At 58.8% G+C, this 23,021-nt stretch carries 19 protein-coding genes; 11 read left to right on the top strand and 8 right to left on the bottom strand.

Features of this window, described 5'->3' with window-relative positions:
- Positions 1–61: 61 nt before the first annotated feature.
- The gene (pheA, locus tag QZ540_RS02200) at positions 62–1,009 is read right to left on the bottom strand and encodes a prephenate dehydratase (protein ID WP_294627385.1); all 948 of its coding nucleotides are present in this window, start codon (positions 1,007–1,009) and stop codon (positions 62–64) included.
- Positions 1,010–1,179: 170 nt separating this feature from the next.
- Positions 1,180–2,067 (bottom strand): spermidine synthase, encoded by an 888-nt coding sequence (locus tag QZ540_RS02195; protein ID WP_294627383.1) that lies wholly within the window; start codon positions 2,065–2,067, stop codon positions 1,180–1,182.
- Between the two features lie 105 nt (positions 2,068–2,172).
- On the opposite strand from QZ540_RS02195, the gene QZ540_RS02190 reads away from it, so the two are divergent.
- Both QZ540_RS02190 and pta read left to right on the top strand, forming a co-directional pair.
- Positions 2,173–2,796 (top strand): GNAT family N-acetyltransferase, encoded by a 624-nt coding sequence (locus QZ540_RS02190; RefSeq protein ID WP_294627381.1) that lies wholly within the window; start codon positions 2,173–2,175, stop codon positions 2,794–2,796.
- Between the two features lie 194 nt (positions 2,797–2,990).
- On the top strand, positions 2,991–5,081 hold the full coding sequence (gene pta, locus QZ540_RS02185) for a phosphate acetyltransferase (RefSeq protein ID WP_294627379.1): 2,091 nt from the start codon (positions 2,991–2,993) through the stop codon (positions 5,079–5,081).
- Positions 5,082–5,308: 227 nt separating this feature from the next.
- Here the strand turns inward: pta and QZ540_RS02180 are convergent, their stop codons facing one another.
- Complete coding sequence (locus tag QZ540_RS02180; RefSeq protein ID WP_294627377.1) at positions 5,309–5,743, bottom strand: hypothetical protein; 435 nt, start codon at positions 5,741–5,743, stop codon at positions 5,309–5,311.
- A 336-nt stretch (positions 5,744–6,079) separates the two neighbouring features.
- On the opposite strand from QZ540_RS02180, the gene QZ540_RS02175 reads away from it, so the two are divergent.
- Positions 6,080–7,162, top strand: coding sequence for an HNH endonuclease (locus QZ540_RS02175; RefSeq protein ID WP_294627375.1), 1,083 nt, complete (start codon positions 6,080–6,082; stop codon positions 7,160–7,162).
- 91 nt (positions 7,163–7,253) lie between these two features.
- Here QZ540_RS02175 and dcm read toward each other — a convergent pair whose 3' ends face one another.
- Positions 7,254–8,573, bottom strand: a complete 1,320-nt coding sequence (dcm, locus tag QZ540_RS02170; protein WP_294627373.1) for a DNA (cytosine-5-)-methyltransferase — start codon at positions 8,571–8,573, stop codon at positions 7,254–7,256.
- Between the two features lie 203 nt (positions 8,574–8,776).
- Between dcm and QZ540_RS02165 the strand changes: the two genes are divergently transcribed.
- The 7 genes from QZ540_RS02165 to QZ540_RS02135 all read left to right on the top strand — a co-directional run bounded on the left by QZ540_RS02165 (position 8,777) and on the right by QZ540_RS02135 (position 16,917).
- Positions 8,777–10,279, top strand: a complete 1,503-nt coding sequence (locus tag QZ540_RS02165; RefSeq protein WP_294627371.1) for a Sau3AI family type II restriction endonuclease — start codon at positions 8,777–8,779, stop codon at positions 10,277–10,279.
- A gap of 426 nt (positions 10,280–10,705) precedes the next feature.
- Positions 10,706–11,431 (top strand): DUF6318 family protein, encoded by a 726-nt coding sequence (locus tag QZ540_RS02160; protein ID WP_294627369.1) that lies wholly within the window; start codon positions 10,706–10,708, stop codon positions 11,429–11,431.
- 376 nt (positions 11,432–11,807) lie between these two features.
- Complete coding sequence (locus QZ540_RS02155) at positions 11,808–12,590, top strand: hypothetical protein (RefSeq protein ID WP_294627367.1); 783 nt, start codon at positions 11,808–11,810, stop codon at positions 12,588–12,590.
- Positions 12,591–13,074: 484 nt separating this feature from the next.
- The gene (locus QZ540_RS02150; RefSeq protein WP_294627364.1) at positions 13,075–13,500 is read left to right on the top strand and encodes a metal-sensitive transcriptional regulator; all 426 of its coding nucleotides are present in this window, start codon (positions 13,075–13,077) and stop codon (positions 13,498–13,500) included.
- Between the two features lie 76 nt (positions 13,501–13,576).
- Positions 13,577–13,792, top strand: a complete 216-nt coding sequence (locus QZ540_RS02145; protein WP_294627362.1) for a heavy-metal-associated domain-containing protein — start codon at positions 13,577–13,579, stop codon at positions 13,790–13,792.
- Between the two features lie 75 nt (positions 13,793–13,867).
- Positions 13,868–14,254, top strand: coding sequence for a chorismate mutase (locus tag QZ540_RS02140; protein ID WP_294627360.1), 387 nt, complete (start codon positions 13,868–13,870; stop codon positions 14,252–14,254).
- A 263-nt stretch (positions 14,255–14,517) separates the two neighbouring features.
- Positions 14,518–16,917, top strand: a complete 2,400-nt coding sequence (locus QZ540_RS02135) for a cation-translocating P-type ATPase (RefSeq protein WP_294627409.1) — start codon at positions 14,518–14,520, stop codon at positions 16,915–16,917.
- A gap of 193 nt (positions 16,918–17,110) precedes the next feature.
- On the opposite strand, the gene QZ540_RS02130 is transcribed toward QZ540_RS02135, so the two are convergent.
- The 3 genes from QZ540_RS02130 to QZ540_RS02120 all read right to left on the bottom strand — a co-directional run bounded on the left by QZ540_RS02130 (position 17,111) and on the right by QZ540_RS02120 (position 19,881).
- A complete protein-coding gene (locus tag QZ540_RS02130; protein WP_294627358.1) occupies positions 17,111–17,767 on the bottom strand; it encodes an NAD(P)H-dependent oxidoreductase in 657 nt (218 codons plus the stop codon).
- Between the two features lie 180 nt (positions 17,768–17,947).
- Positions 17,948–19,402 (bottom strand): MATE family efflux transporter, encoded by a 1,455-nt coding sequence (locus QZ540_RS02125; RefSeq protein ID WP_294627355.1) that lies wholly within the window; start codon positions 19,400–19,402, stop codon positions 17,948–17,950.
- An 86-nt stretch (positions 19,403–19,488) separates the two neighbouring features.
- Positions 19,489–19,881 carry an RNA-binding S4 domain-containing protein gene (locus QZ540_RS02120; RefSeq protein ID WP_005507918.1) on the bottom strand — a complete coding sequence of 131 codons (393 nt, stop codon included), beginning with the start codon at positions 19,879–19,881 and terminating at the stop codon, positions 19,489–19,491.
- Between the two features lie 805 nt (positions 19,882–20,686).
- On the opposite strand from QZ540_RS02120, the gene QZ540_RS02115 reads away from it, so the two are divergent.
- Complete coding sequence (locus tag QZ540_RS02115; RefSeq protein WP_294627353.1) at positions 20,687–21,514, top strand: UDP pyrophosphate synthase; 828 nt, start codon at positions 20,687–20,689, stop codon at positions 21,512–21,514.
- A 126-nt stretch (positions 21,515–21,640) separates the two neighbouring features.
- Here QZ540_RS02115 and QZ540_RS02110 read toward each other — a convergent pair whose 3' ends face one another.
- Entirely contained in the window at positions 21,641–22,822 is a 1,182-nt protein-coding gene (locus tag QZ540_RS02110) for an ABC transporter permease (RefSeq protein WP_294627351.1), read from the bottom strand.
- Positions 22,823–23,021 lie beyond the last annotated feature (199 nt).

Genomic DNA, 23,021 nt, shown 5'->3' with positions numbered 1-23,021 from the left:
ATCTTGCGGTGGGTTGTGGGCGGGGTTTGCGCTGGTGGGGCGCGGGTAGGTGCGGGGGTGTCTAGCGGCGCTGCAGCTGTGCGGGGCGACCGTTCGGGAAGAGCGACTCAACCCATTCGTGTGCGGCGTCGAAGGAGCCATCGGAGTGGATGGCGTCGACTTCGGTGTTTTCGTGGTCGGCGCGCGGGTAGGAGCCGAGGAATTTCAGCGTCGGGGAGACGCGGTGCAGGCCGCGCAGTGCATCGCGCATGCGTGCCTCGTAGATGTGGCCGTCGGCGTCGATGCTGAACGAGTAGGAGCCCATGCCTTCGCCGGTGGGGCGCGATTCGATGCGGGAGAGGTTCACGCCGCGCACGGAGAACTGTTCGAGCAGTTCGAGCAGGGCGCCGGCGCGGTTGGCGGGCAACGGCACGGTCAGGGTGGTCTTATCGGAGCCGGTCGATTCGGGGATGTCGGCGGTGCGGGAGAGCAGCACGAAGCGGGTCACGGCGTTCTTGTTGTCGCCGATGTTGTCCTGCAGTACGTGCAGTTCGGGGTGGTAGTTCAGCAGCGCCGGGGAGCAGATTGCCGCATCGTAGGTGCAGCCCTCTTCGAGCAGGCCGACAGCCGCCGCGGCGGTGGAGGAGCCGGGCAGGTAGGCGGCGGTGGGTACATTCTCCTGCGCCCAGCCGCGCACCTGCGCCCAGGCGTGCGAGTGGGTGGAGATGGTCTTAACGTCTTCGATGCTGATGGGCTTCGCGGCGACCAGCACGAAGCGGATTGGTACGAGCACCTCGCGGATAATGCGTACACCCTCGCTGGCTGCGATAGCATCCAGGGTTGCGCTCACGCCGCCCTCCACGGAGTTTTCGATGGGCACCATGGCGGCGTCTGCCTCGCCCGCGTTGAGGCGTGCGAGCGCGTCGGGCACGCTGGTGGCGGGGATCCGTTCGGCGTCGGATGCGCCGGGGACGCTCAGCAGGGCGGATTCGGTGAAGGTGCCGGAGGGGCCAAGGTAGGTGTATCGCATGCCACTATAGTAGCGTCTGCTGTGGAGGGGGCGCCGAATTCGGTGATAGGTTACGGTCTTTGGCGGTAGTTAAAAGACCCCACCAAAGTCACTAACCTATGGTCGAAAAACTTAGGTCATTACTGAAAGACCTAAGCCACCACCGAAAACCCAGGCAACAGCTGAAACCGCTACCTCACGAACTGGCGTACACGCGCGGTGTCCCAGTACTGGGCGGGCACGCCTCCACCCATGAGCTCACGGGCGATAGCGGCAGCCTGCACGGAACCAGCCTCCGGCAGGGGTGCGTGGGAGCCAGCAATAATGACGTTGCCGCGGCGGCGGCCCTTCAACATAGCGGAATCCGCCACAATGCACACGTACTCGAACACCTCAAGCAGGGCGGACGCCTCCGCGCGGGCACCGGTCAGCGCCGGCCCGTCACCGCAGTTCAGGATGTACAGGCCACCGGGTGCCAGCGACTCTGCGACGGTGCGGGTGAACTCGACGGTGGTGAGCGCCTCGGGCGTGGTGTCCCCGGCGAATACATCACGGATCAGCACGTCGCGGGATGCGGGCGCGAAGGTTGCGGTGACGGCGCCCGCCTCACCCACGCGAATCTTCACGCGCGGCGCCTTGGGGATGTCGAACCAGGCGCGCACATACTCGGCGAGCTTGGCATCCAGCTCAACGACCGTGTTGCGGCTGGTCGGGTACAGGTCAGCGAAATAGCGCGCCATGGAGCACGCGCCGCCGCCCAGGTGGGTGATGCGCAGCTTCGCGGCGTCCAGATGCTCCTCCACGTGCGAGGAGACGACCGCCGCAATCCAGCGCATGTATTCGAAGTCGAGCTGGCGGGGTTCGCCCACAATCACGTGGGAAGACTGCACACCATTAATGAGTAGCAGCCAGCCGTCGGCGTGATAGCCGTCAGGGACCAGCTCCGCCTCGCCCGTGGAAATCGGGTACACGCCAGCGGCGGCACCCTGCACGGGGGTGTTCTCGGTATCGTCGATGCGGTTCTTCTGGTTCTTCTGTGCCTTTTGGGTTTTCTTGGGTGCCCTGCTCTTCTTCGCCATACCCTCTAGACTAGCCGACTAGCCTAGCCGACAACCCGCACGCCCCTAGCGTACGCACCCGCGAGGAACCGCCTCCGCAGAAACCGGCTGAGTAGACTAGAACCCATGGGATTTGTATGTCAGGGCCGCTACGCGCTCGCACCGATTGAACCGACCGACGCCGAAAAGTACGTCAACCTGCAGCTGGACTGCATGGAGCAGACCTACGACCCGCTCTACTTCGACGCGCTCGGGGAAAGCTTCACCGCCCGCCACCGCGCCGAACGCAACGAATACCTCGAAGACTTCCGCCGCCACATCTCCTCCCCCACCGTGCGCGGCTTCTTCGCCTACGACGTACCCGGATGGACCCCCGATGGCGGGCTCTCCTGCTCCATCGGCGCGCGGATTGACTGGGAGAAGCCGGTCGGCCTGACGCTCTCGCTCTGCGAGCCCTCCGATTGGGAGCTCGAACGCGCCGATTCCATGCCCGAGCTGCCCGCGGGCACCCGCAAGCTCACGCACCTGTACACGCTCAACCACACGCACGGTACCGGCCTCGGCCGGGCACTCTACGAGTCCGCCATCTACCCGGACGAGAACTCCTACCTGTGGGTCATGGCTGAAAACGAACGAGCACTCTCTTTCTACGAGCACCTCGGCTACCAGCGCAACAGCATCGAATTTGAGGCACGCGGCATCTGGGCACCCGGCCACAGCGTGCGGTACGCGCGCATCCTCAACCCCTAAACAGCGCACCCAAACAGGGGAACAGCCCTCCCACATGACGCAGCGCACCGCACCCCCTGTTAGGCGCCACCCCCACAACGCCTTAAGATAGAAGATGACCTATAAGCTCGACGCACCCGCGCACAGGAGCACATACACCCCTGCGCAGCCGCGGGACCCAGCGCCGAACATCCGCATAGAAGGAAAGTAAAACTATGACCACCGGTCTTTACCTCTCCGCTATGTCCCAGAACTCGGGCAAGTCCCTCGTCGCCCTGGGCCTAGCAGACTCCCTCATCAAGCGCGCAGACCGCGTCGGCTTCTTCCGCCCCGTCTTCGACGGCGCAACCATCTCTGACGACCCCGTAGCACGCCTCATCCGCGAGCACTTCGGCCTCGCTGAGGAGCAGGTCGGCGGCGCCGTCTCCATGACCGACGCCCTCGCACTCATCGCAGAAGGCGACACCGAAGAGATCTCCGCACGCGCAGTCTCCGCCTACGAGAAGGTCGTAGCAAACAGCGACGTCGTAATCGTCGACGGCGTCTACCTGCCCGCCAACGCACTCTCCGTCGAGTTCGACCTGAACGTCCAGATTGCACGCGACCTGGGCCTGCCCGTCGTCGCTATCGTCGGCGCACAGGAAGCAACCGTCGAAGAAGCAGTCACCGCAGTCGACGTGGCACGCACCGAGCTGCTCGCCTCCAAGGTAGACCTGCTCGCAATCATCGTCGGCCGTGCAGAACCCGAACTGCGCGACGAAATCGAAAAGTCCGTCAAGCGCGGCGACGCAAACCTGCCCGTCTACGTACTGCCCGAAATCCCCGAACTGAACGCACCCACCGTCGGTGAAGTTGCCGAAGCCCTCAAGCTCGACACCGAAGGCATCAAGGCAGAAGACCTCAGCCGCGACATCCACGGCATCAAGGTCGCAGCAATGAACGTCTCCAACTTCCTCAACCAGTTCGTCGACGGCGACTTCGTCATCGTCCCCGGCGACCGTGCAGACATCGTCGCAGCAACCCTCGCATCCGCACTGGCACCGACCTTCCCCGCACCCTCCGGCGTGCTGCTCACCGGCGGCCTGGACGCGCTGCCCGGCAAGAACACCGCAGTCGGCTCCCTCATCGACAACGCGCCGTTCCCCGTGCTGTCCACCACCAAGGACACCTTCAAGTCTGCACGCGCAGTCTCCCGCGTCCGTGGCGCCCTCGAAAGCGGCCACCAGCGCAAGCTCGCAGCAGCAATGGGCGGCTGGGACGAGCACGTCAACAAGGACGAACTGCTCGCACGCCTCGAAATTGAGCGCCCCGCATCCATGACCCCGCTGCGCTTCCTGCACAACCTCATCGAGACCGCACGCGCAAACCGCCGCTCCGTGGTCCTGCCCGAGGGTTACGACGTGCGTATCCTGCGTGCATCCGAGATTATTGCACGCCGCGACTTCTGCGACCTGATCCTGCTGGGCAACCCCGCCAAGATTGCAGAAATCTGCCAGGCTGAGGGCATTGAGCTGCCCAGCTCGATCCGCATCATCGACATCGAGAACAACGAGTACACCGAAGACTTCGCAGCAACCTACGCTGAGCTGCGTGCCCACAAGGGTGTCACCATCGAGGCTGCCCGCGAGCGCATGACCGACCCCTCGTACTTCGGCACCATGCTCGTCTACAAGGGCATCGCCGACGGCATGGTTTCCGGTGCAGTGAACACCACCGCGAACACCATCCGCCCCTCGCTCGAGTTCATCAAGACCCGCCCCGGCACCAAGATCGTCTCCTCCGTCTTCCTGATGCTGATGGAAGACCGCGTTCTGGTCTACGGCGACTGCGCAGTGAACCCGAACCCCAACGCAGAGCAGCTGGCTGACATTGCGAAGGCATCCGCGGAGACTGCACGCCAGTTCGGCGTCACCCCCAAGGTTGCTATGCTGTCCTACTCGACCGGCACCTCCGGCGCTGGCGCAGACGTGGACGTTGTGCGTGAGGCAACCGAGCTCGTGCGCGCATCGAACCCCGACTTCGCGGTTGAGGGCCCGATCCAGTACGACGCTGCTTCGAACATGTCTATTGCGTCGACCAAGCTGCCCGGCAGCGAGGTCGCTGGTCAGGCTACCGTGTTCGTCTTCCCCGACCTGAACACCGGTAACAACACCTACAAGGCTGTTCAGCAGTCTTCGGGTGCTGCCGCTGTGGGCCCGGTTCTGCAGGGTCTGCGTAAGCCCGTGAACGACCTGTCGCGCGGTACCACCGTTGAGGACATCATCAACACCGTTGCGATTACCGCAATTCAGGCGCAGAGCCTGTAAGCCGGTTTTTGACCGCTGAATGAGGCCGCCCCGGCCGCTGCACCCCCGTGTGGGGGCGGTGGACGGGGCGGTTTCTTGTGCTGTTTTTACTTTTAATGCGCCGAGAAGCCACATGTGTTTCGAAAAGCAACATGTTACGTGGCTTCTCGAAACACATGTGGCTTTTCGAGGATGATGCGGGGCGGGGATTTTGTAATTACGGGGATTTTTGGGTGCCGCTTCCCCGGTTAGGATTTGCGGCGGTCGAGACGCACATAGTTGATTACGCCAAGAACAGCCATGCCCACGGCGGTCAGAACCGGGCCGAGGGCGGGCGGGAAGAGCCAGGTGAGCCCCGCCTCCACGGTGTAAGCGATGAGGCGGTAGGCAAGGTAGGCACACGCCGCCACGAAGAGGGCGTAGGCGACGATGATGCCGACCGGGCGGGGCTCGTAGCCTTCTCGTCGGGCACGGAGGGCGGCACCCAGCGCATTACCCAGATACAGGGCGAGAGCGCCGACGACGACAGCCGCGGTGAGGGCACCGTCAAGGAGCGTGCGCGGGGTCAGCGGTGCGGTGCCTACCTCGGAGAAGAGGTTGAGGAGGCGCACCACGGTGTAGGCGTAGCAGAAGATGACTGCCGCACGGATGGTGAGGGGTAGGTTGGTCCAGAAGGTTTTCATGCGGCCCCTTTCGAGGTGGAGGGCGGGCTTCTGTCTGAGTGTTACCCCAAGGATACCCAAGAACGCCGGCGTGTGATGCGAATCAATAGCGTTTTGACTGGTAAATATTATGCGCGCGGGTACTGAATTTATGTGCCGAATTTTTGTGCGCCGAGAAGCCACATGTGTTTCGAAAAGCAACATGTTAGGTGGCTTCTCGAAACACATGTGGCTTTTCGAGGAGGGGTTTATGGAGGAGGCGCCGGGGTTTTTGTAATTACAGACTTTCACCGCCTCCACCCCGTGCCAATGACCACCCGGGCAGCAGCAAACTGCCCGGGCTGCTAGGCTGCTGCTATGGACAACAACTCAACACCCTCACTACCGGACCTCGTTCTCCCGTCCGTGGTGACAACCCTCAGCCTCCCGACCAAGCACGCTTCAACTGACGTGCGGCTCCCCCAGGCGTGGCTACTGCGCTCCGTTCCCGATGAAGAGAACCGCAGCGCCGCCAGCGGAAAAGTCTACGATGACGCTCTAGATTTCCGCTACGTTTACGACTCGAAAGTTCGGAACTACACAAACGTTCGAGAGGGTGACTTCGTGCTGATTCGAGATAACTCGATTCTTCTCGGGTCAGCTGTTATTCGAAAAATTGAGTCATACGAGGCCGATAAGGTCATGACGTTTTGCCCCCGCTGTGGGAGTAGCCGCATCACTTTCAAGTCCGATGGACTGTGGCGTTGCGATGGAAATTGCTTGAGGAGAGATAAGCTCAAGCCCGAGAAGCGCCTGCATAAGAATCCTCCGCAGAGGACTGAGAGAGTTCAGCGTTTCATTGCCTACTATGGCGATACCTGGACTGAACTCATCGGCGCGTTGGACAAAGATTCTTTTGAAGGGCTTTGTGCACCAGGCAAATATAACCGACAGAACAGCATTGTTGCCCTCGATACGGCAAAAGTCCTTGACTGGCTTGAAAGCCTGAACACTTCGGGTATTCATCAGCTTCCCCTGAGCGATGCTCACGGGGTGCCAGTGAATCCTCGGGGCGGTTTTACGGAGCGCACGGTTTGGTCTCGCAACGGTCAGGGACAGTTCCGGCAGGAGCTGTTGAACCGCTTCGGAAACATGTGCGCGTTCACGGGTGCTTGCCATACGGCGGCGCTGGATGCGGCACATCTGTACAGCTATGCGCGCGAGGGCGAGCACCGCGTGGATGAGGGCCTTTTGCTGCGCAAGGATTTGCATAAGCTCTTCGACGGACGACTGGTGGGTGTGAGCTCTTCGCAGACTCTTCTTCTGCACCCCGATTTGGGGAATACGCAGTATCAGTCGTTGGCGGGTGCTCGTTTGAAAGTTGAGTTGCCGAGCCGCGCCCTGGAACTGCTGGACGAACACCGCTCAGGTCTGAAATGGCTTGAAGATGCACTGGTCTAGGCCTGCTCTGGTTTAGGCCACCGGGCACGCAAAAGGAGGTGCAGTAGCTTTCGGGCTACTGCACCTCCCATGCGTTTTTACTGGTTATGTCTTATTGGTTGTGTCGGCGGGCGATTGCCTTACCGATTTCGTGCGGGATACCCACCACGAGGGCGTTACCCATGCAGAAGGCGCGGTTACCGTCACTCATGCCGGTGTCAGTCCAGCCGCGAGGGAAGCCCTGCAGCTGATCCAGCTCATCGGGAACGAGGCGGCGGTACGCACCGGAATCACCAACCACAACGTGCTTGAAGCGGGAGGCTCCCGAGCCTCCTTCGCCGGTCAGGATGGTACGCGCCGGGCGGTCGAGCGGGTCAGGGAAAGACATTGAACCCTCGGTGTAGAAGTATTCAAAGCCGCTCGCCTTATTGATGCGCTTTTCCTTCTTTGCGCCCTTGAGGTATTCCCAGGAAGGCACCTTGTCAGGGGCGATAAAGAACTGTTCCGGCACCTCAGAATCGGGAAGAACCACGTCACCGAGCGTCTTAAATTCGCCTCGGTAATCGGGCTCTACCTTGCTGGTGAGCACGGTACCGTTCTGCATGACACCGGCAATCTGGAAGGGCGAGGTCTTAGCACCGATTCCGAAGTGTTCCGTCTCGTGATAGGGGTCATCGGAGATGGTGAATTTATCAGCCTCATTGAGCTCTTCGAAGACGGAAAGAAGACCCTCAGATTCTGCAGTTTTGACCGGGAACGCTTCCGCCAAAACACCGGTGTGGGTGATGCGGCGCGACAAATCCCATTCGGGGGCGTTGTGTTCGGCGTAAATGTAGACGCGCTTACGCTTCTGCGGGTGGCCGTACTCTGCCGCGTTGATAACGCGCCATTCGACGCTGTAGCCGAGCGCGTAGAAGCAGGAGAGCATAATAGCGAAGTCGCGGCCTCGCTGCTTAGCGGGCGACTTCAGCAGACGGTCGACATTCTCGAGAACAACGTATTTAGGGGTTTTGAGTTCGAGTGCGCGGTGAATATCCCACCAGAGCACACCCTTCTTACCTTCAATGCCGTGCGACTGCGAAAGCGGCTTGGTGACCGAGTAATCCTGGCAGGGGAAACCGCCGCAGAGCAGGTCAGCGTCGGGAATTTCGTAGAGGCCCGCCTCAACATCATCGAGTACGGCGTGAATGTCGCGGTTTTCAAGGTTTGCTTCTTCACCGAAACGCTCCTGGTAGCAGCGTGCCGCGAACTGGCGGCCAACGGTTCCCGGGGGCTCCCACTGGTTCGCCCACACGGTCGTGAAGGGGCCCGCGGAGGGCAGGGTCATGCCATTGGCGTTATAGCCGTCAAATCCTAAGCGGAAGCCACCTACACCGGCGAAAAGCTCGATAACTCGGATAGGCTGGCTACTGCTGGTGGTTTTCTGATCCATGAGTCAGTAGTCCTTATAGTCCTCTTGTAAATATATTCGAATACTAATACTATAACATAGAACAGCTATTCAGATCAAGTGGATTCCCGAAAAGCCAATGACGAGACGAAGAGCGCAGCTGCGCTATCTGACGTAGCATGAAAACAAGAACACAGCATGGCCAATATTATCGACAATATCAATCAAGCAGAGGAGCAAAGGCAGTGGAGCTATTCAACTATGATGACTCAGATATCGAGAGCATCTACAAATATGCTCAAAAAGTAGTAGGAGTGGAGTTTGCCAATATTCTCAAGGCCTTCCAGGAATCCACCTACAAGACTTATCAGGACTACATCAATCAAACCCCCTCCACCACACCAGATAAAAAAATTAGTAGTGCATCAAAGGGGCAGTACGGGACATATATTGAAAAATATTATTTTGGCATACCCACCAACAGCTCAACCGAACCCGACTTTAACAAGGTAGGAGTTGAACTTAAAGTTACCCCCTTCAAAGTAAATAAAGATGAAAAAATTTCCGCCAAAGAACGCTTGGTCCTTGGAAATATTAATTATATGAATGAAAACCTAGATGATTTTTACAAATCTCATGCCTGGAAGAAAGGAGGGGTCATCCTCCTCCTTCCTTACCATTTCATCAAAGACCAAGATATTCTAAAAAATAAAATTACTAAAGTTCATCTTCTAAAAATCCTTGAAGAGGACTTGCCAACAATTATTAGCGATTACCAGAAAATTGCACAGAAAATTAAAGAAGGGCGTGCCCACGAGCTCTCCGAAAGGGACGGCATGTACCTATCTACCTCACGTAAGGGTGCCGGCAGGGGAAGAGACCTTACCTCTCAGCCTTTTAGTGACACCCCGGCAAACAAAAGAGCCTGGTCTTTCAAACAGAGCTATATAACACGCCTCTATCGGGAGACTATCTTTACTTCCGAGGAACTAGAGAGTATCGCCCGAGTAAGTGGAGATACCTCGAAACCTTTTACCCAGATTATCGAAGAAAGGATTCTACAATACCAAGGTAGAAGCGAGCAAGAACTCTGCGACGAGTTCAATGTTAAATTTACGGCCAAAGAACGCAATAGCACTCTTGTGAAGAAAATTCTAGGCCTTTCCTCGAATATCGACAGTACTGCCGAATTCAAAAAGGCAAATATAATGATTCGGGCTATTCGAGTCAGAAACAACAATAACGCTGCAGAAGACGTTTCCTTTAAAGCATATTCATTTATTGGGCTTGCAAATGAAAATGATGATGAATGGGAAGAGTCTCATGTATATACTGAAATTTTTTCAAAGAAAATTATGTTCGTAATTTTCCGCGAGAATGAGACTGGTGATTTCTGCTTGAATCAGGTTAAGTTCTGGGGTTTCCCCGATTCTCTTGAGCCTGAATTGATGAGAGTATGGCAAGAGACAAAGGATATTATTAACCGAGGTATTGAGCTTACGCCCAAACCGCGCGGAGAAGATGGAGTTCGGGTCTTCACCAACTTTCCAAAAACTAGGAAGAATAAAGTCCTCTATACCAAGGCTCACGCTTTTACTGCGTACTACGAGCTTGAGCCTGGAAAATTTGTGGGCAAGGGGAGCATCGAGGATACTGATGAGCTTCCCGACGGTCGCCGCATCACGAAGCATTCCTTCTGGCTACCCAAGAAGTTTGTTCAGCAGATTTTGCGCGGCGAATGGGATTAGTAACCGAATGTAAATAACCGCAGCAGGCGGCCCCGGATGCGTGTGCGTTCAGGGCTGCCTGTTTTTGCATGCCAAAAAATTGTGCCATAGGTTAGCGTCTTTGGTCGTAGTTAAAAACCATGGCAGAAGACGCTAACCCATGGCACAAAATCTGCAGAGGCGGCGCCTCCGCGCGCACAGAGATATTTGATGCATAAAGCATTGAGAAGCCCAAATAATGGCCAACCACCGCCACCACCCTCAAAAGAATGCAAACGACGGCAAACATGCGGTAGGGTGGTAACTGTAGTACTCAATAGCGCGCTGATGCGCTTGTTTGGCGCACTACGGGGCTGTTTTCCTTCCGGCAGTCAGTTTGACCTGTGAAAAGCGGCCCGACTAGTAACTAAACAACACACCATCACCGACGATAGGAGCGCATCTTCTATGGATTCGACCATTTTCAACCGCCGTACCCTGTTGGGCAGCGGCGCATTTGTGGGCCTGGGGGCCCTGCTTGCGGCGTGCGGCCAGCAGGCAAATAACGAGGCGGCAGCCACCGCAACCGCAGCGCCGAGTGAGACCGCTTCGGCATCCACTGCGGTATCTGATGCTACTTCTGCATCGGCTACTCCGAGCCCGCGAGTCACTCGCGGGTATTCAGGCAATTCCAAAGCGCCTGACGGCGAATACCGCAAAGCAGACGGCTACGGTCCTGCGCAGAATGTTCCCAAGCCTCGTAATGAGCCTGCCCAGTACCCTGAAAACGAAGAGGGTCTCATAAAGATGATGCAAGACTGGGTGGTTGCTCATAACTACGGTATTCAGACCGGCGACTGCTCATACGCCAAAAAGTACGTTTCTGAGAGCACTGAAGAATATAAGTTCTACGAATATCTTGAGGGACTCTACCAGCGTGGAGGCTGGGTAATCGAAGGGCTCGATTCATATCAGCAGGAGGGCATACCTGTTTACAATGAAAAACAGAAGATTTACCGCATGAAAATTCGTGTTTTTTGGAGTATTGCAATGTATATTGAGCCTGACGGAAAAATTACAAAGCAAGCAAACACCAATAAAGATGATGATAAATTCAATTTCTTCTTCAGCTACTCTAACGGTTATTGGAAAATTATTGGCAGTGGAGAAGGAGATGAGCTCAAAGATGAATAGCGGCATCAAATATATTGGAATATTCTGCGTATCAATTTTGTCTGCTTCTCTACTAATCCCTCCAACTGCATATGCTGAAGAATGCACAAATCCTGATTCTAACGGTCATTGCTATAAGGTTTCGAACCCACCGAATCGCCGATCAAGGACAGCGGATAAAAATAAAGAGGAAAATTCTGAAGTCCCTAGCGATTCCTCAAATACTTCCCAATCTATCAACCAAGAGTATTTTGATTATGAAACATGGTTTAAAAATAACTACCAAGAAATAACTGACGGAACAGGTGCCAAAATGTACGCCCGAAAGACACAGAATCGCCGCCCAGGTGAACCTGCCTGCCATAGCGAAGATATGAAACCCGGTGAATACGCCCGCATGAAGGAAAAGCCTATTGATTCAATCACGGATGGAGATACGGTATATTGCAAACCTAATGACACTAAAACCCTCACTTCTAATGACCCCGCACAACCCAAGGGTCCCACCATTGAGGAAATGCTCCAAGAAGTTGAGGACCAGTTTGCTAAAACCGATATCCAGGCCCCTGTGTTGAAGCAGTCCTATAACCTTGGCTCTGGTCAGGGTAACGACAACCCCAACGTCTACAAGAACCAGGCGGTCAACTTCTACGTTGACGCGCCCACCGCACGTTGGGAAGGTGACCTCATGATCGGCCACGTGGAGATGGAGTCCTACCCCACCCAAATGACCATTCAGTACGGCAATGGTGACGAGGGCAGCTTCTACACCATGGGCAAGCCGGTCAGCAGGGCACGTGGCGAAGAGTCTCACAAGACCGCGACCAGTTACACCTACAAGCGCTCAGGCAACTTCCACGCCTACGCAACAGTGTCATATTCTGGTCGTTTCCGTGTGAACGGCGGCGACTGGCAGGCACTGGATGTCGTGTTGACGAAGGACACCGTTGACCCGCTACTGATTCGTGTGTGGTGGACCGACGTTGGCCGCGTGGCAGGTGACTGCAGCTACGACGATACTCGCTGGGGTTGCAAGAACGATCCCACGATGGGTAAGAAGGATAACCCGAACCCTCGTCTGCGCAAGGCCGATATTCGCACCGGTCAGCGTTGGCACCTGAACGATAACGGCGACGGGGATACTGAGTATTCGCTGCACCGTGACTGGCCTGACATGTAAACCAGTTCTAACCCAATATATAAATAACCACAGCAGGCGGCCCCGAATGTTTGAGAATTCAGGGCCGCCTGCTTTTTAGATAGAGATTTTCGATAGGTTAGTGTCTTCGCCGTGGGTCTTTAACCCGCGTTAAAGTCACTAACCTATCGAAAGGGCCGTAACCTATCGGCGCCCCTCCACACGGACAGAAATTCGGTAATTGGATACGGATTTGTGCCATAGGTTAGCGTCTTTGGTCGTAGTTAAAAACTATGGTCGAAGACGCTAAACCATGGCACAAATTCTGCTGGGGCGGGGGTATGGCTCCTTCATAGTGAAAAGCCACATGTGTTTCGAGAAGCCACGATAATGGTGGCTTTTCGAAGCACATGTGGCTTCTCGACGTAACCAGCTCGGCGTAAACAGCCTCGACATGAAAACCCTCACCGCGTAACGCCCCGTAACACCCCTTGCTAGATACCCCCCTAGGGTATAGAATAGAGCCATGGAAACCACCAGCAACCAGTGCTGCCACAGCACATCCGCCCAGGTCAGCACCGCATCCGACGCACCCACCAAGGAACAGGCAGAGGCGCACACCGGCGCATGCTGCGGCGGCGAGGCACCCGAAACCCAGTACGGTTACGCCTCCAACAAAGAGGCACACCTCAAGCGCCTGCGCCGCATCGAAGGGCAGGTCCGCGGCATCGCCCGCATGGTCGATGAAGATAAATACTGCATCGACATCCTCACCCAGGTTGCCGCGGTCTCCAAGGCGCTCCACGCCGTCTCCCTGAACCTGCTCGAAGAGCACATCGGCCACTGCGTGACCGGCGCCGCCGTCGAATCCGAACGCACCGGCGACCCGAGCATCGCAGAAGCCAAGGTCAAAGAGGCAACCGCCGCGATCTCCCGCCTCATGCGCAGCTAGACGCGCCCCAACGCGCCGCACCAAAAACACCCCGCGGCCCCCGATTTTCAACCCCACAACCGAAAGGAAACTCATCATGAGCACCACCACCGTTAAGGCAACCGGCCTGACCTGCAACCACTGCGCTATGAGCGTCAGCGAAGAGGTCAGCGAAGTTCCCGGCGTTACCGGCGTGAACGTGGATGTCGTCAAGGACGGCGTCTCCACCGTCACCATTGAGCACGAGGGCACCCTCGACACCCAGGCTGTCGCAGACGCCATCGTCGAGGCTGGCTTCACCCCCGCCGTCTAATCAGCTGCTTCAAACCGGCACCGGGACAACTCAAACCGGTACGCTAGACATAGCAGCCCACACCCAGGAGTCACCATGGCATACCCGGCTAACTACATCGCAATGGTCGTCGGCGCGGTTCGCACCCTCGTCGGCGTCGATAACATGCACCTGCGCGACGCGATTGCCCGCGTCGCCCGGCAGATGAGCCTGGACCCCGCCCTGGTCGACTCCTGGGTCAAGCAGAGCCCCGAATACAAGACCCGCGAAGAGGCTAAGGGCGCCTCACGACGCGGCGGCACCAGCGAAAATAAACGTTCCGCCGAGCACGAGCAGGGTCTGAAGGCTCGCGAGAAGGCGAACGCTTCGCCGTTCCCGCGAGCCGCCGTGAAACGCGCGTACGGCGTCTCCGATCGAGGCGCGAAGGTGACCGGTGTTCGCCCGCACACGACCCGCCCGGATGGGCTACCCGGCGACCACTAAGCCGCGTTGATTTTCCCCTCGCGCGCTCTCGACGCCGCACCCTAAACATTGCGCCAAACACCGCCGGGGCGGGGTTCTTTGAGGCCCCTCCCCTGCTCGGTGTGCGCCTTTTTCTACCCTCCCGTTTATATTTTTGAGGAAGTATTGTGTCTTCTACACAGCCTTCAACGGCACCCCAGAAGCCCTCATCAAAGAGTGAGCGCTCTCTTTTTAATGCTGCCGGAACGACCGCAAAATCAACGGAGTCAACCCGAATCATCCACGTGGATATTCAGGGCATGACCTGCGCATCCTGCGTGGGTCGCGTGGAGCGTAAGCTCCGCAAAATCCCCGGCGTTGACCCGGCGGTGAACCTACCCCTGGAGTCCGCGCGCGTCATCGTACCCGAGGGCGTGAGCGACGACCAGATCGTTGAGACCATCAACAACGCCGGCTACAAGGCGCACCTCAAAAACGGCCCGCGCACGGGTGCCGCCACTGATGCGAGCGCATCCGACGGCGGCGGTCAGCACACCACCCCGAGCATGAAGGACGGCTTCACCGACCGCATTATCTACGCGACGATTCTGGGTGTGCCCATCTTCCTGATTTCCATGTTTCCGTCGTTCCAGTTCCCGAATTGGGGCTGGGTCGTGGCGGTTCTGACGGCGCCGGTCGCGTTCTGGTGCGCCGCGCCGTTCCACCGCGCCGCGCTCATCAACGCCCGTCACGGCTCCTCCACGATGGATACGCTCGTGTCCCTCGGCGTGGTCGTGGCGTACTTCTACTCGCTGGCGCAGCTACTCATGAACCCGGCGTTGACGGCGCACGCGCATCATGCGGGCGGTAGTTTCTGGTCGATGTTTACCGGCCACCACGCGCCGCTGTACTTCGATTCGGCGTCCATGGTGACGCTGTTCCTGCTGATTGGTCGCGCGATTGAGCACCGTACTCGCGATCGTTCTTCGGAGGCGCTGCGCACCCTGCTGAGTATGGGTGCGAAGGAGGCTACTCTGCTGCGTACCGATAAGCAGGGCGTGACGAAGCAGGTGCAGGTTCCGGTGGAGGACCTCATGCCGGATGATCTGTTCTTGGTGCGCCCGGGTGAGAAGATTGCCACGGATGGTGTGGTGGTTGAGGGCTCGTCGGCGGTGGATGCGTCCCTGTTGACGGGTGAGTCTGTGCCGGTGGAGGTGCATCCGGGTGATGCGGTCACGGGTGCGACGGTGAATACGTCTGGTTCGTTGACGGTGCGTGCGACCCGTGTGGGCGCTGAGACAACTCTGGCGAAGATGGGTGAGCTGGTGGCGAGCGCGCAGGAGACGAAGGCTCCTATTGCTCGCTTGGCGGATCGTGTTTCTGCGGTGTTTGTGCCGGTGGTTTTGGTGATTTCGGCGCTGACCCTGGTCGGTTGGTGGCTGGTTTCTGGTGACGGTGCGGCGGCGTTTAATGCGGCGGTGACGGTACTGGTGGTGGCGTGCCCGTGCGCTTTGGGTTTGGCTACTCCGACGGCGCTGCTGGCGGGTACGGGTCGCGGCTGGCAGTTGGGCATTTTGATTCGTAATGCGCAGGTGTTGGAGGCGACGAGCACGGTTGATCGCGTGGTGCTGGATAAGACCGGTACGGTGACGACTGGTGAGATGTCTGTGGCATTCTACGGCACCTTTGGTGACTATGATTCGGCGGGTGACTTGTCCGGTATTTCGCCGGATTCCACCGGTTCCAAGAACGAGCGTTCCCTGTCTGTTCTGCGTGATGCCGCCGCCGTGGAGGCGTTGAGCGAGCACCCGATTGCCCGCGCGATTGCCGGTTTTGCTCGTGAGCAGGGCGTGCTGGCTGAGGGCGCATCGGCACCGAGCGTGAGCGACTTCGAGGGTGTTCCCGGAGGCGTGCGCGGCGTGCTGAGCGGCGCGGGTGAAGGCGCTGAGAGTGGCGCCGAGTATGGCACCTCCCAGCTGGTTGTGGTGGGTACTCCCGAGTACCTGCAGGCGGCGGGTGCGCAGCTGAGCGAGGCTCAGTTGGCCCTGCTGGACCAGGCTCGCCGGGCGGGTCTGACGACGGTGGTTGTCGCCCGCGGCGAGGCCCTTGATGAGGCCCCGAGCAGCACCTCCGCTCTGCAGCCGGTCGGCATGATTTCGGTTGCCGACACCCCCAAGCCGGAGGCGGCAGAGACCATGGCGCAGCTACGTGAGCTCGGCATGGAGCCGATCCTGCTCACCGGTGACGCCCCGCAGGTTGCGCAGGCGGTCGCCTCGCAGGTCGGCATTTCAGCAGATAACGTGTACGCCGGCGTGACCCCCGAGGGTAAGTCGCAGGTGGTGCGCCAGTTGCAGGAGGCCGGTCACCGCGTGGCGATGGTCGGCGATGGCGTGAATGACGCCCCGGCGCTGGCTCTTGCTGAGCTGGGTATTGCGATGGGTTCGGGCACGGACGTTGCCGCGGAGGCAGCAGATATTGTGCTGACCCGTTCGGATGTTGCTTCGGTGGTGACGGCACTGCGTCTCTCCCGCGCTACGCTGCGCACCATTAAGTCGAACCTGTTCTGGGCGTTCGCCTACAATTCGGCGGCTATTCCGGTTGCCGTGGCGGGCCTGCTGAACCCGATGATTGCGGCTGCGGCCATGGCGTTTAGTTCGGTGTTTGTGGTGCTGAATTCTATGCGTCTGACGGCGTTTAGGAAGTAGCGCCCCGCCGTTATACAGAATGAATCGCCCCGCGCGATTTCAAACGAAAAATTCAAAAGCGCATCCCACCGCGCATTTCGCACGGTAAAAGATATAAAGAAATGCACCGCCCGTGTAAGGGCGGTGCATTTTTTATATTTAGTTTTCACGGGCGGCGGCTTGAACACCGAGCCTCAATAGCCCAGCAAAAAGCTTACGCCCAGGTGACCAGGTCCTCGATGGAGCGGCGGCTCTTCGGCGCGATCTCGCGGGCGCGATAACCGAAGGTCACAGCCACGGACACGCCGTACTCCTCCGGATCGAACAGGCCGGCAGAAGCGAGCAACTCGTTCACCGCATCGTAGTCCATACCCTCGATGGGGCAGGAGTCGATGCCGAGCATAGCGGCGCCGGTCATCATGTTGCCCAGGGCGATGTAGGTCTGCTTGGATGCCCAGTCGAAGAGCGCGCGGTCGTCTTCCAGAACCTTAATGCAGTTCTTCTGGAAGTCACTGTAGCGCTCGAGTGCGGCTTCCATCTGCTCCTCGGTAAGGTTGCGACCTTCGAGGGTGCGGCGCATCCACGGGGTGTCGTAGCGCAGACCCTTCTTCGCCAGCAGCACGACCAAGTGGCTTGCGTTATCGAGGGCACCGACCATGCCCCAGGCGATCGGCTTGAGCTTTTCGCGCAGTTCGGGGTCCTGGATGACCAGGAACTTCCACGGCTCGGTGCCGACGGAGCTGGGCGACAGGCGCGCAAATTCGAGGATTGCGGCGAAGTCTTCGTCGCTGATGCGGCGGTCGGGGTCGTAGGCGCGGGTTGCGCGGCGGCGGGCGAAAATTTCGAGAGCTTCTTCGCGGGTTACGGTCACGGTTTCATCCTTTGCATGAGGGTTTCAATACCCCGTCATGCTACACCCGCGGAGGGTGCCGGCGGTACGAAATGTGGCGAGTTACGCCCGCAGGAAATACTCCGCAGAAAATATGCGCGAGCGCCGGGGAGCCACCCCAACAGGCCTGTTCCAGCCGCCGCTCAGCCTGCTACCTACCCCCTACTCGACACCGGCCTTCATCCACACATCCGAGGCGGCGCGGCGACCGAAAATGACCGCGCGAATCCCCTGGAAGTACAGAATATACGCCGCCCACAAGCCGCAATACCCGGCGAGCGCATCCATGGCACCGGTGCCAACCGCCCAGTGCAGCCCGAGCATGACCGGAACGTACATGACGAGCATAATGAAGCAGCCAATCGCCAGGTATTTCACGTCCTGCGCGCCCATGAGGATGCCGTCCAGGGTGAACACGTACGCGGCGATGGGCTGGCCGAGCGCGATGATGACGGTGGCGATGGTGAAGAGGAACGCCACCTGCGCGTCCTGCGTGAACATCCAGGAGCCGAAGAAGCCGATGAGCGGGCAGATCAGGCCGGTGATGACGCCGTAGATGAGGCTCATGCGGAGCAGCCGGTTTTTCAGCTGGCGCACCTTCACGCGTTCGGATTCTACGTTCAGGTCGCGTTCGCCGAGCTCCTTGCCGAGTAGCGCCTGCGCGGCGATGGCGAGGGAGTCCAGGGCGTAGAGGAAGAGGTTAAACACGCCCATGCCGAGCTGGTAGGCGGCGGTGTGTTCGGTGCCGAATCGTGCCACGACGAACACGGTCAGCAGGGAGGCGATGCGCATGGACAGGGTGCGCAGCATGAGCCAGGAGCCGAGCGAGAGTACCGAACGCATGCCGGCTGTATCGGGTGCCCAGCGGACGGCGTGTTCGCGGGTGCCGCGCATCATGACCACGCCGAGTGCGGCGGCCATGCCCCACTGGGTGAGGGAGGTGCCGGTCGCCGAACCGGCGACACCCCAGCCGACCGGGTAGATGAGCAGCCAGTTCAGCGCTATGTTCACGACGGTGCCGACCGTGGCGACCTTGAGCGGGGTGACGGTGTCTTGCAGCCCGCGGAGCGTGCCGACCTGCGCGAGGATAATCATCATCGGCGGAATACCCCACAGCGAATGGTGCAGGTAGTCCAAGGCGTAGCTCATGGTTTCATCGGTCGCGCCGAGGCCGCGCAGCAGCGGGTCCGCGAAGGCGTATCCGGCGATCATGAGGAGCATGCCGAGGCCGAAGGCAACCCACACGCCGTCCACGCCAATCTGCCAGGCGCGGCGCAGGTTCTTCTCACCGAAGGCGCGCGCCACGGCGGGCGTGACCGAGTAGGCGAGGAAGTTCATGAGGCCCACGACCGTGGTGACGAGCGTGGCGGCGATACTCATGCCCGCGAGCTCCGCCTTGCCGAGCTGACCGATGAGGGCGGAGTCGGTGAGCACGAAGATGGGTTCGGCGATGAGCGCGCCGAAGGCGGGTACGGCGAGTGCGAGGATGCGCCGGTTCAGTGAAGGCTCGGCGGTTTTCACGCTGGGGTTCGCGGCGTTCTTTGCGGGTGCGCCGGATTCAGTACTGCCGGGTTCGGTGCCGCCGGGTTCAGTATTCGGGTGCTTCTGTGTGCTCATCCTTCTAGGCTACTCCCCGCCGCCGCGGCGGGTGCCCGGGCGCGGGGCAGGGTGCACTCTGCGAGATGGGCGCGCGAGATGCACGGTTAGGCGCCTCGGCCGCGGAGTTCATCGAGGGCGCGGCGTTCCTTCTTGGTGGGGCGGCCGCTGCCTCGTTCGCGTTTGGCGACCGGAGGCATGGAGAGGTAGGCGGGGCGCGGGCCGGAGAGGTCTTCGTAGCAGGTAACGGCAATGGGTGCGCCTACGCGCTTGACGAGGAGCTTTTCGACTTTGAAGACGCGTTCCCAGCCGGGGTAGCGCACGCGCACCACGTCGCCCTTCTTGAGTTTTTGGGAGGGTTTGGCGGGGGCGTCGTTGACGCGCACGTGGCCGCCTTTGCATTCGTCGGCGGCGAGGGAGCGGGTTTTAAAGATGCGCACCGACCAGAGCCAAAGGTCGAGCCTGGCGCTGGTTAGTGCGTTGGTGTCTTCTGCGGTCATGTGTTCATTGTGGCGCGAGGCGGGCGGGGCACCAAATCAGGTGCGCCCGCCTATCCTGCGTCATCACCGTGTCTATCGGCAGAGTTCATATAAGGGTTATTCCTGAGACGGTTATACCTCCACCGTTGCGGCGCGGCGCTCGTTGACGGCTCAGTCAATCCCATCAGCAACTACAAGATTAATCACATAGGGTTTTGTGTGATATTTTCAACAAAACACATGCACTAATTTTCCTGCAAATCACTCCCGACTTGGTGTATCTTTGAAATACTTCTCGAGAAGTATTGCAAAAATCACATAAAACATGTGGTTTCACAGGGCAACGACCGCGACGTCTATAGCCCACGAGACAGATTGGAAACACGCAATGCGTCTACGAAAATTGTTGGCAACCGGTTTGGTTGCTACCGCGTTGGTAGGGATTAATGTCCCTGCAAGTCATTCCGCTCAGTTCTTCACCGACGCCCAATGGCAGGGGTTCTTTACCCTGGATACCAAGGGAGATTCCGTCGAAAACCTTGCCGTGTGGTGGGGGTACGGAATTTACAACGATTCGATTAGCTCGATTCGTAGCTACGGTGAGAACTACCGCGTCTGTGAACATGAGAAGTACCGGGGGGCATGCCTTATTACGGATGCACGAGATTTCAATAATCTAAGGGGTGTTCGCGAAGGACTTCAGTGGTGGGACCCGTTTGATTGGAACGACCGCATCAGCTCTCTTGAACGACGCTAAGACCACATGTGGGGGGAGAGAGAACCTCATCTCTCCCCCCCTACTTCTCATATAGATTGGAGGAGCACCATGTCAGCTTTGAAAAAGCTCCTAGCGGCTGCCCTCATCAGCACTGTGCTGTCTTCTTGCTCCTTCGGCCCTTCTCTAGAGAAGGACGAAAGCGCCCGAGCAATCTTCGACGTAGAAAATGACCAGGTGATCCTACCCCTGGATGCATACGACACCACCGGTAAGGACGAATACTTCACCAAGGCCCTTGAGCTGGCACGCAAAAAGTGCTTTGCCGAACACGGGCAGCACTACAAGATGTTTGTCCGCACCGAGGGGGCCGGCAGGAACTACGGCAGGACCTACGGATTCTGGAATGTTGAGCGCGCCCAAAAATACGGCCTCCACGAGCCCAATGAATCGAATACGCTGGATCTGTCCTCCCCTGCGCCCTCCTCCGACCCTGGGAAGGATGTCAGGACCGAATGTTATCAGCGCGCCAGCGATGAGATGAAGCAAATTGGAGAGATACCATTCGGTTCCGCCACGTATAGACGTTTGGAGACCGATGCCCGAGACGCCGCGGGGGATAGGCAGCTCAAAAAATCTCTCGACGACGAGTGGAAGCGATGCGTCAAGGACAAGGGTCTCACCCCCGATAGTGAGGTGACCGTCAAGGAAGAAAAGAATATTCCTCAGAGCACCACCCCCTCAGAAGAGGAAATTCGAATTGCCGTCATCCAGGCGCAGTGCAATCAGGATGTAGGCCGTTCGCAGAAGCTCTACGACCTGGAGGCGCAGTACCAGAAGCCGCTCGTCGCCAAGAACCAGGCTGCCCTGGAGAATGAGCTCAAAGAATTTAAGCGCCGGGACGAGCAGTTCAAGCAGTATGTGCTCGACAACCAGTAACAGCCGGTATGCCGACAAAAAGGGTGTGTGCCGTGTTCAGTGAACACGACACACACCCTTCTTACGTTCTACCGACTAGGTTTTGCCAACTACGTTGCGTCGGCGACCCGACTCGCGGCGAGAGGCTTATGCCTCCACCTTTGCGGTGCGGCGCTCCTTGACGGCCCAGCCAATCACGCCGGTCAGCAGGCCGAACGCAATCCAGGAACCGAGCACCAGCCACTGGCCGCTCGTTGAAGCCTCCGGAAAGTACGCAATCGAACGCAACAGCGTCGAGGAGGCACCCGGAACCATCATCTGACCAATCTGACCCCACGCACCGGGCAGGAACGCGCTCGGCATGGACGCGCCCGAAATCGGGTTACCGATGAACATGGTCACCACGGCGCCCAGACCCAGGCCTGCCAACGGCGACGACAGAGCACTCACGCCCACGATGAAGGACGCGGTAGCCAGGTAGGTTGCGCCGAATGCGGCCCACAGGGTTGCGAAGTCACCGGGGACGAGGCCGAACCACACGTTCAGAATCAGGGCGGTCAGCGCACCACCGATGACGGCGTACAGGGTTGCGGTGGCGAAACGGCGCCACGTGCCGTTCACGCGCAGGGCTGAGAACGAACCGCCCAAAATACCGCCAATGACCAGCGGGAACGCGGAGATAGCAATACCGGAACCGGAGGAGTCACCCTCGCTCAGGGGCACCACTACGGTGGTCTTCACCTCCATTGCGGATGCCTGCTCGGCTTGCGCCTTCATCTGCTCCAGCTGAGCGGCAGCCTGCGCGCCCTGCTCACCGCCGGCTTGCACCGCCTGGGTGAGAGCCTCGGTCTTAGCGGTCAGCGCCTTCTGCTGAATCTGCGCGTTCAGCTGGGTGGCGACATTGTTGAGCATCTGGGTTGCTGCGGTGTTGGCGGCGGGGGCGGTCAGCACCTCGGGTGCGGCACCTTTGGTGAAGACGATTGCGCCGTAGGTTTCACGCTGCTTGATCTGCTGCTCAGCCTCTTCACGGGAGGATGCCTGCTTCAGCTCGAAGGTCTCGATGCCCTTGTCCTTGAGGGACTGTTCGAACTGGCTGACGGTCACCTCGGGGCCCGCGATGGAGACGGGCAGGTTCTTTGCCTCCATGGTCTTGGTGGGCCAGGTGAAGGCGAGAATGACGACCGCGACGAGTAGCGATGCCAGCAGGGAGGTGGTGATGACCGTGAGCCAGGAGGAGCGCTCGGCGGTTGCGGTGCTGGTTTCTGCGGCGCTAGTTTCTGCTGCGGTCACCGACTCTGCGGTGACCGCGGTGGTGGTTTCGTTGTTCACGACAATCTCCAAACAAAATGTTTATTTCGTTTACGAGTTAGCACTCTACCCTCGGTTTTTACTGAGCGCAAACGAAATAGCTATTTTGTTTGCAAGGTTACAAAAAGAACCAGCATTGTGTTTATACCTTCCGGACCCTAAACCCCTAGACTGGAACCATGCCCCGACTAACAGACGCCACCAAAGCCGCCCGCCGAGC

The sequence above is a fragment of the uncultured Rothia sp. genome (assembly GCF_916049665.1).
Lineage (GTDB): Bacteria > Actinomycetota > Actinomycetes > Actinomycetales > Micrococcaceae > Rothia.
The sequence above is the reverse complement of the archived record's forward strand: the minus strand, read 5'-3'. Positions and strand labels throughout refer to the sequence as shown.